This is a genomic window from Pseudomonas sp. W15Feb9B, from assembly GCF_000828175.1.
Taxonomy (GTDB): domain Bacteria; phylum Pseudomonadota; class Gammaproteobacteria; order Pseudomonadales; family Pseudomonadaceae; genus Aquipseudomonas; species Aquipseudomonas parakoreensis.
In genome coordinates this window covers 140,181-147,213 of record NZ_JTKF01000013.1, presented here as the reverse complement: position 1 = coordinate 147,213, position 7,033 = coordinate 140,181, and the positions used below count along the sequence as shown (strand labels likewise).

The window sequence follows — 7,033 nt, the reverse complement described above, 5'->3', positions numbered from 1 at the left end:
CGGCCTGACAGCCGACCAATTTCTAACTGATGGCACCCGATCTCACTGTGGGAGCTGGCTTGCCAGCGATAGCGGCCTCCCAGTCAACAAATTGCTTGCTGAGGTAACCCTCCCTCACAGAGTTTGCTCCCCACAAAATCGACAGCCAATTCCCTCATCTCCCTCCATTTCACTGGCGCTTGCAGGGTGGTCGGCTATAAAGAATGAGTGGTCAGGTCTTCCGTCATCCGCGGCATTCGTGCGCGATAGCGGAAGTGGTTCTTTCATTCATCGCGGGTCGTCCTATGAATAATCCTGGGAAACGCGTGTATCTGCCGTTGTCGCTGGCTTTCTCTGTCGCGCTATTGAGCGGCTGCGCCAGTCCTCCGCCACCGCCTCCTGCTGCACCGCCACCACCGCCGGTGCGTACCTGTCAGACCCTGGAGAACACTCAGGTGTCTGGCGATATGTACGTTGACGAGCAGGTCACTCGGCATATCACCACCACCCGGTGTGTCACGCAGTAGCGTGGGGCGGCTTTGCTGGCGGTGCATAAGGTCATTGCCTGAGCTCAATCCTGTGTAGGAGCTGCCGAAGGCTGCGATCTTTTGATCTTGATCTTCAAAGTCAAAGATCGCAGCCTTCGGCAGCTCCTACACAGGCAAGTCTGGTTTAGGACAGGAACCCACCGTCCACATTCAGCGCAACCCCGGTGGTGTAGCTCGACGCATCACTGGCCAGGTACAACACAGCCCCGGCCATTTCACTCGGATCGGCTACGCGCTTGAGCGGAATCTGCGTCAGCGCCTGCTTGAGGATCGCGTCGTTCTTGACCAGTGCCGAGGCGAATTTGGTGTCGGTCAGGCCCGGCAGCAGCGCGTTGCAGCGGATGCCGAATTGCGCGCATTCCTTGGCGAAGACCTTGGTCATGTTGATCACTGCCGCTTTGGTCACCGAATAGATGCCCTGGAAGATCCCCGGTGAAATACCGTTGATCGACGCGACGTTGATGATGCTGCCGCCACCGTTTTCGCGCATCAGCTTGCCGGCTTCTACCGACATGAAGAAGTAACCGCGGATGTTCACGTCGACGGTCTTCTGGAATGCGCTCAGGTCGGTGTCCAGCACGTTGCAGAACTGCGGGTTGGTCGCGGCGTTGTTCACCAGGATATCGAGGCGGCCGAACTGTTCCTTGATCCCGGCGAATACCTGGCTGATCTGTTCCATTTCACCGATGTGGCAGGCCACGGCGGTGGCTTTGCCGCCAGTGGCGATGATCGCGTCGGCGACATGCTGGCAACCTTCGAGCTTGCGGCTCGAGACGATCACGTGGGCGCCTTGCTGGGCCAGCAGTTTGGCGATGGCTTCACCGATGCCGCGGCTGGCGCCGGAGACGAATGCGATTTTGCCGTCGAGGTCGAACAACTGAGTCTTGGACATAAAGGTTCCTTGGTGTGGGCCGTCAGAGGCTCGATTTCGCAATGACCTGCAGGCTCATGTGCTCCAGCAGTTTGTTCATGTGAATGAACTGCGCGAAGCGTTTGTCCTGAGTCTGGCCGTGGTAGAAGCGGTAGTAGATCTGCTGCACGATGCCGGCCAGGCGGAACAGGCCGTAGGTGTAGTAGAAGTCGAAATTGTCGATGCGGATGCCCGAGCGTTCGGCGTAGTAATCGACGAACTCGCGGCGGGTCAGCATGCCCGGGGCGTGGCTCGGCTGGCGGCGCATCAGTTGCACCGGTGCCGGATCATCGGCCTGAATCCAGTAGGCGAGGGTGTTGCCCAGGTCCATCAGCGGATCGCCGAGGGTGGTCAGTTCCCAGTCGAGCACGCCGATGATCTGCATCGGGTTGTTCGGGTCGAGGATCACGTTGTCGAAGCGATAGTCGTTGTGGACGATGCTTGAGGTCGGATGGTCGGCCGGCATCTTGTCGTTGAGCCAGGCTTTGACTTTCTCCCAGTGCGGCGCATCCGGGGTCAGGGCTTTTTCGTAGCGCTCGCTCCAGCCCTTGATCTGGCGGGCGACGTAGCCTTCCGGCTTGCCCAGATCGCCGAGGCCGCAGGCGTTGTAGTCAACCCGATGCAGCTCAACAAAGCGGTCGATGAAGCTCTTGCACAGCGCTTCGGTTTTCGCTGCATCGAGGCCCAGTTCTGGCGGCAGGTCGGAGCGCAGGATGATGCCCTTGACCCGTTCCATCACATAGAACTCGGCACCGATCACCGACTCGTCGGTGCAGTGCACGTAGGCTTTCGGGCAGTAGGGGAAACCGTCGCGCAGTTGATTGAGGATGCGGAATTCGCGGCCCATGTCATGGGCGGATTTGGCCTTGTGGCCGAACGGCGGGCGGCGCAGGACAAATTCCTGGTCCGGGTATTCCAGCAGGTACGTCAGGTTCGACGCGCCGCCGGGAAACTGGCTGATCTGCGGCGTGCCGGTCAGGCCCGGAATGTGCGCCTTGAGGTACGGGTCGATCAGGCTGGCATCGAGTTCTTCGCCAGAGCGGATACGGGTGGACTGGTCAGTAAGCGCCATGCTTATCCCTTCTGCTTATTTTGGAGGCCAGACATCATTGGCTAATCTAATGGCGCACCAGGGCGGCCACAAGCGCGCAGCGGTCTTATAGGTTAGCGTGTTGCAGGATAATCACCTTTGGGAATGTGCGCGGCGGGCCACAGCAGGCTAAGGTTTAGCGGGTATGCCATGTTCGGCAAGGAGCTTTGAAATGGGCTGCCCGCAAGTCTGTGCCAGCGCCACTCTGCAATGCAGTTTCGGCGCCGCCCCGGCAGTGCTCAACGTGCTGCCGGTCAATCGCACGCTGACCGGAGGGATGCCGGCGGCGAACATCATGGATCATATTCCGCTGGTCAACGTCACCACGTTCGGCATGTGCATGAGCATGGCCAATCCGATGGTCGCCGCTGCCACTGCTGCTGCGCTGGGCGTATTGACGCCGATGCCGTGCATTCCCGCCACCGCCACGCCGTGGATCCCCGGCGGTGCACCGACCCTGCTGCTGGGCGGGATGCCGGCGATCGATGCCAACAGCACGTTGATGTGCAACTGGGCGGGGGTGATCAAGATCGTGATGCCGGGGCAGATGCAGATGTTGATTCCCTGAGTCAGGCCTGCTGCGGATCCGTCCACTTGCGAAACCACCAGCGCACCCGGGAAATCGGTTTGCCATCGGCATCCAGTGGCCGCCCGTCCTCGGCAAATCCCTGTTCCGGCTCCATCAGTTGCCCATTCAGATAACGCGCATCCACCGCCGGTTTGCCGTTGGGATGAAAGCGCTGATAACGCCCCTCGCGCACGCCGTCGCGATAGAACTCGGCCTCCGCCACTTGCCCGTCGGGAAAGTAATTGAACGCCTCGCCATGCAACAGGCCGCGCCGATAGGATGCCTTGCGCTGCAACCAGCCCTCAGGCGCATAAAAACTGGCGACGCCTTGCAGCTTGTCGCGCACGAACGGCATCTGCGCCGAAACCTTGCCGTTGGGGTGGTAGAGCAGAGACGTGCCCTGCAATTGGCCCTGGCTGTAATTCAGGTCTGCCTGTTGGCGACCGTCATCCTTGATATTCAACGGACCGTCGAGCTGGCCATCCTTCAATCGTCCCTTGAGGTGTTTGTCATCCTGCTGCAAATCCAGCGGTGTGATCGCCATGGCGACTCCTTGTCAGTTGACCTGCACCAGCCCGCCCTTGATGGTCAGCATGCCGCCGCCGTCCACGGTCTGTGAGGCTGCGCCCTTGTTGGTCAGGCTGATCCCGGCGTCGTTGGTCAGGGTGGTTCCGGCTTTGTTGTCCAGCGATGTACCGGCCTGGTTGGTCATGGCGGTGCCGGCCTTCTGTGTGATCGAAGTGCTGGCCGAGGTCGCCAGATCGGCGCCGCTCTTGATCGTGAAACTGCCACCGCTTTGCAGGGTCAAGGTGCCGCTGACCTTGATGGTCAGGTTGCCGTCCACCGTCAGGCTGTAGTCGCCGGTGACCTTGTCGGTGTAGTTGCCGCCTGTGCTGTGGTTCTGATCGGCACCGACTTTTACCGTGCGACTGTCCTTCACATCGAGGCTGTCGCTGCCGGTCTGGATGGTCACGCTGCGTTTGCCTTTTTCCAGGGTGACGGTTTCATCGCCGTCCTTGACCGTGCGGGTGCGGGCGTTCTGCACCGTGAGGGTTTCGTCGTGGCCGACGGTGGCGGTGGTGTCGTTGAGCACGTTGATCTTCAGGTCTTTCTGCGCCTGCAGAAACACCTCTTCTGCATCCTTCTTGTCCTCGAAACGCAGCTCGTTGAAACCGCCGCCACCCTTGGACGATTGTGTCTTGATGCCGGACTGGGTCTGGTTGGCCGGCAGCGCGTAGGGCAGGGCGTTGTCGCCGTTGTACACGCAGCCGGTCACCAGCGGCCGGTCCGGATCGCCGTCGATAAAGGTCACGATGACTTCCTGGCCGATGCGCGGCACAAACTGCATGCCGAACCCCTTGCCGCTCCATGGCAACACCACGCGCACCCAGCAGGAGCTGGTTTCGTCGTTCTTGCCGTCGCGATCCCAGGGAAACTGCAATTTGATCCGACCGTATTCGTCGGTCCAGATTTCCTCGCCGGACTTGCCCACGACGATCGCGGTCTGCGGATGCATGCGCGGTTTCGGTGTGGAGCGGGGCGGGCGGAACGGCGTGGCTTTGGGGATGGCTTCGAAGCGATTGCGATAGCTTTCGTGGCTGGCGTCGTGGGTGACCCGCGTGACGACCCAATCGATGTTCAGGCTTTCGTCTTCGTGGCCGTCGAGGGTGAACCAATGGCCGGGGATCAGCCAGCGGCAGTCGCTCTCGCCAACAAAACGTTTCTCTTCACTGCGCAGGCCGTCGACCCGCTGTTTGGTCAATGCATCACCCCGGGCCTTGGCGTTGTAACCACCCGGATGTTCATAGATGGAACGCGGCCCGGCGACCGCTTCGGCCTGGCCGAAGAGTGAAGTGGTCGGCGTGGTGAACTCATAATCCGTCGCCTTGTACACGCCGGCCACGGCTTGCAGACACACTTGGCCCGAGCGAATGCCATGCAACTCGCGCTCGCCCATTTGCTGGCCCAGATACTTGACTTTCGGGCCGTTGGGAATTTGTACGAAGGCGTCGTTGCTGTCGCCCAGCACCAGCGTGTGCTTGCCTTCCTCATGGGTGAAAAACCAGAAGATGCCTTCCTCTTCCAGTAGCCGTGAGACGAAGGCGAAGTCGGTCTCGCCGTACTGCACGCAATATTCGCGGGGCGTGTAGCTGCCAGTCAGCGAGAGTTTGAAATCGGTGAAGCCGTGGGCCTTGAAGATCCTGGTGACGATGTCCGAGGTGGCGAGGTTCTGGAATACGCGGTTGTTGCTGGCCAGGGTCAACCACCAGAGCCAGGGCCTTAATACCAGCTGATAGCGTTCGGCAGTTGCGTCGGCCGGCAATTGGCGGATCTCGGCGACCAATGCGTCGAACGGGCGAAGCTGAGCGTCGTTGTGCAGGGTTGTGGTGACGTGGCTGGCGATGGCAGAGGTCAAGGTGAGGGTGGTGCCGTCGTTGAGACCGTTGAGGATTTGTGAACCCAACAGGGTGAGCGCCTCATCGCCGGACAGCGAATCAGGGTAAAGCGCCGACAACGAGGGGGCAGTGAGGGAAAGGGTGGTGTTGCTATCGGTAGACCGGGGCATGAGCTGACCTCAGCTGTTGGTAGAGAAAAAGCTCACCACCTGAACGTACCGCCTTTCTCATGGATTGCAGCCTGGTTGTCACTGACCCACCCATCCATCTCTCTCTCGTTTCCATAAACGTAGCTGTACATCACCACCGAGTTTCTAACGTAAGGCTCGAGTTGCGGCCCACAAAGAGGGCAGGGGCTGAGTTCGATATAGATACGTGTAACAAAGTTGCTGTAATCACCGTCAGGAAGCGCAACACTGTTGATCGCCTGAACCAACGCACTGATTTCAGCATGCCCGCGAAGGGTTGTGACGACTTTTTTGGTTGTTGTTGTGTAGTTTCCGAGAAGGTCCAGTTTCAGCGCACTGTCGCCGAATTTGTACATCAGTACGCCGCGTGAGGCATCAAAGTGTTCGACGACGGCAAAACAGGTTCCATGGGACGCGCCCGAGCCGGCCAAGGCTCGGCGAGTTGAAGAGGATTCATGGCAGATGGTAGCCAAGTCAGGAATCGTCCCACCGTTGGTGGCGTGATTGGCCGCCAGCCAGTTGGCGTATAGCGGGTTTGCGCCCGTCATTGCTACATTGCCTCCCGAGTAACGACCGACTTTATGAATTTCTGCCATGGCAATCTCCGCTGGGATTTCGTCAGTCCGCTTCACCAAGAGGCGTCAATACACTTTCGTGTAAAGCGTATTTGTACGGAAATAATGAATCTGCCCATGATTCTTTTCTGCTTTTAAAGTGAATAAGAAAAATGGTCTGCTTACTCATCAATTGGCTGCTTCATGTGGTGTCGAACGAGAAGGATGAATGCTCTCAGGGTTTCAGATGACAGGAAGTCTGAGTATCCTTCCGCTGAACTGTCTATGCTTATGTCAGGGTGCTGCTCTCTAAGTTTTTGAAGTATCCACGCGGCAGCAACACTCCTCGTTAGAAATAGCACGGGGCGCTCATTCAAGTTGATCCTGAGAATTTTCCCTGTTGTTTCACGATATCTTTTGGCCCTTGCCAGTGTTGGCGGTAGAACAGCCGTAGGGTCGTAGGTAAATCCTGTTGCGTAGTAAAAAAAGTAGGGTGTTCCTGCATTTTCCAGGTTGACCAAGTGTGTGAAGGCCGCTGATTCGAGGTCCAGCTTCCAATGTGACTCTTCATGGGTCTCTCGGGCGCAAGTAACAAGTGTATTGTCATCATCGTCATTTCCGCCGAATGCCATGGGAAAACCGGCAGCCCACATCGGTTTTCGTGAACTGTAGGGGTTTATCAGAGATTTAACGCCTAGATAAACTTCACCCTCTTTTATGGGGAACACATAACACTTCATTTTTTAATCCTGGATGGGGGCGTAATAGAAACGGGGTTCTTTCAGCATCATCTGAGCAAT

At 58.4% G+C, this 7,033-nt stretch carries 7 protein-coding genes; 1 reads left to right on the top strand and 6 read right to left on the bottom strand.

Annotated features, from left to right (window positions below; genetic code table 11):
- Positions 1–651 precede the first annotated feature (651 nt).
- Both OC71_RS09060 and OC71_RS09055 read right to left on the bottom strand, forming a co-directional pair.
- Positions 652–1,419: an SDR family oxidoreductase gene (locus OC71_RS09060; RefSeq protein ID WP_041067439.1), complete on the bottom strand. Its 768-nt coding sequence runs from the start codon at positions 1,417–1,419 to the stop codon at positions 652–654.
- 22 nt (positions 1,420–1,441) lie between these two features.
- The gene (locus tag OC71_RS09055; protein WP_041067435.1) at positions 1,442–2,509 is read right to left on the bottom strand and encodes a phosphotransferase family protein; all 1,068 of its coding nucleotides are present in this window, start codon (positions 2,507–2,509) and stop codon (positions 1,442–1,444) included.
- Positions 2,510–2,699: 190 nt separating this feature from the next.
- Between OC71_RS09055 and OC71_RS09050 the strand changes: the two genes are divergently transcribed.
- Positions 2,700–3,095, top strand: coding sequence for a DUF4280 domain-containing protein (locus tag OC71_RS09050; RefSeq protein WP_007958887.1), 396 nt, complete (start codon positions 2,700–2,702; stop codon positions 3,093–3,095).
- A gap of 1 nt (position 3,096) precedes the next feature.
- On the opposite strand, the gene OC71_RS09045 is transcribed toward OC71_RS09050, so the two are convergent.
- From OC71_RS09045 to OC71_RS09030, 4 genes are all read right to left on the bottom strand, one after another.
- Positions 3,097–3,639 carry a toxin-antitoxin system YwqK family antitoxin gene (locus OC71_RS09045; protein WP_041067430.1) on the bottom strand — a complete coding sequence of 181 codons (543 nt, stop codon included), beginning with the start codon at positions 3,637–3,639 and terminating at the stop codon, positions 3,097–3,099.
- 12 nt (positions 3,640–3,651) lie between these two features.
- The gene (gene tssI, locus OC71_RS09040) at positions 3,652–5,661 is read right to left on the bottom strand and encodes a type VI secretion system tip protein VgrG (protein ID WP_041067427.1); all 2,010 of its coding nucleotides are present in this window, start codon (positions 5,659–5,661) and stop codon (positions 3,652–3,654) included.
- Between the two features lie 32 nt (positions 5,662–5,693).
- Complete coding sequence (locus OC71_RS09035; RefSeq protein WP_041067424.1) at positions 5,694–6,275, bottom strand: hypothetical protein; 582 nt, start codon at positions 6,273–6,275, stop codon at positions 5,694–5,696.
- A gap of 140 nt (positions 6,276–6,415) precedes the next feature.
- On the bottom strand, positions 6,416–6,973 hold the full coding sequence (locus tag OC71_RS09030) for a hypothetical protein (RefSeq protein ID WP_041067421.1): 558 nt from the start codon (positions 6,971–6,973) through the stop codon (positions 6,416–6,418).
- Positions 6,974–7,033: the final 60 nt, after the last annotated feature.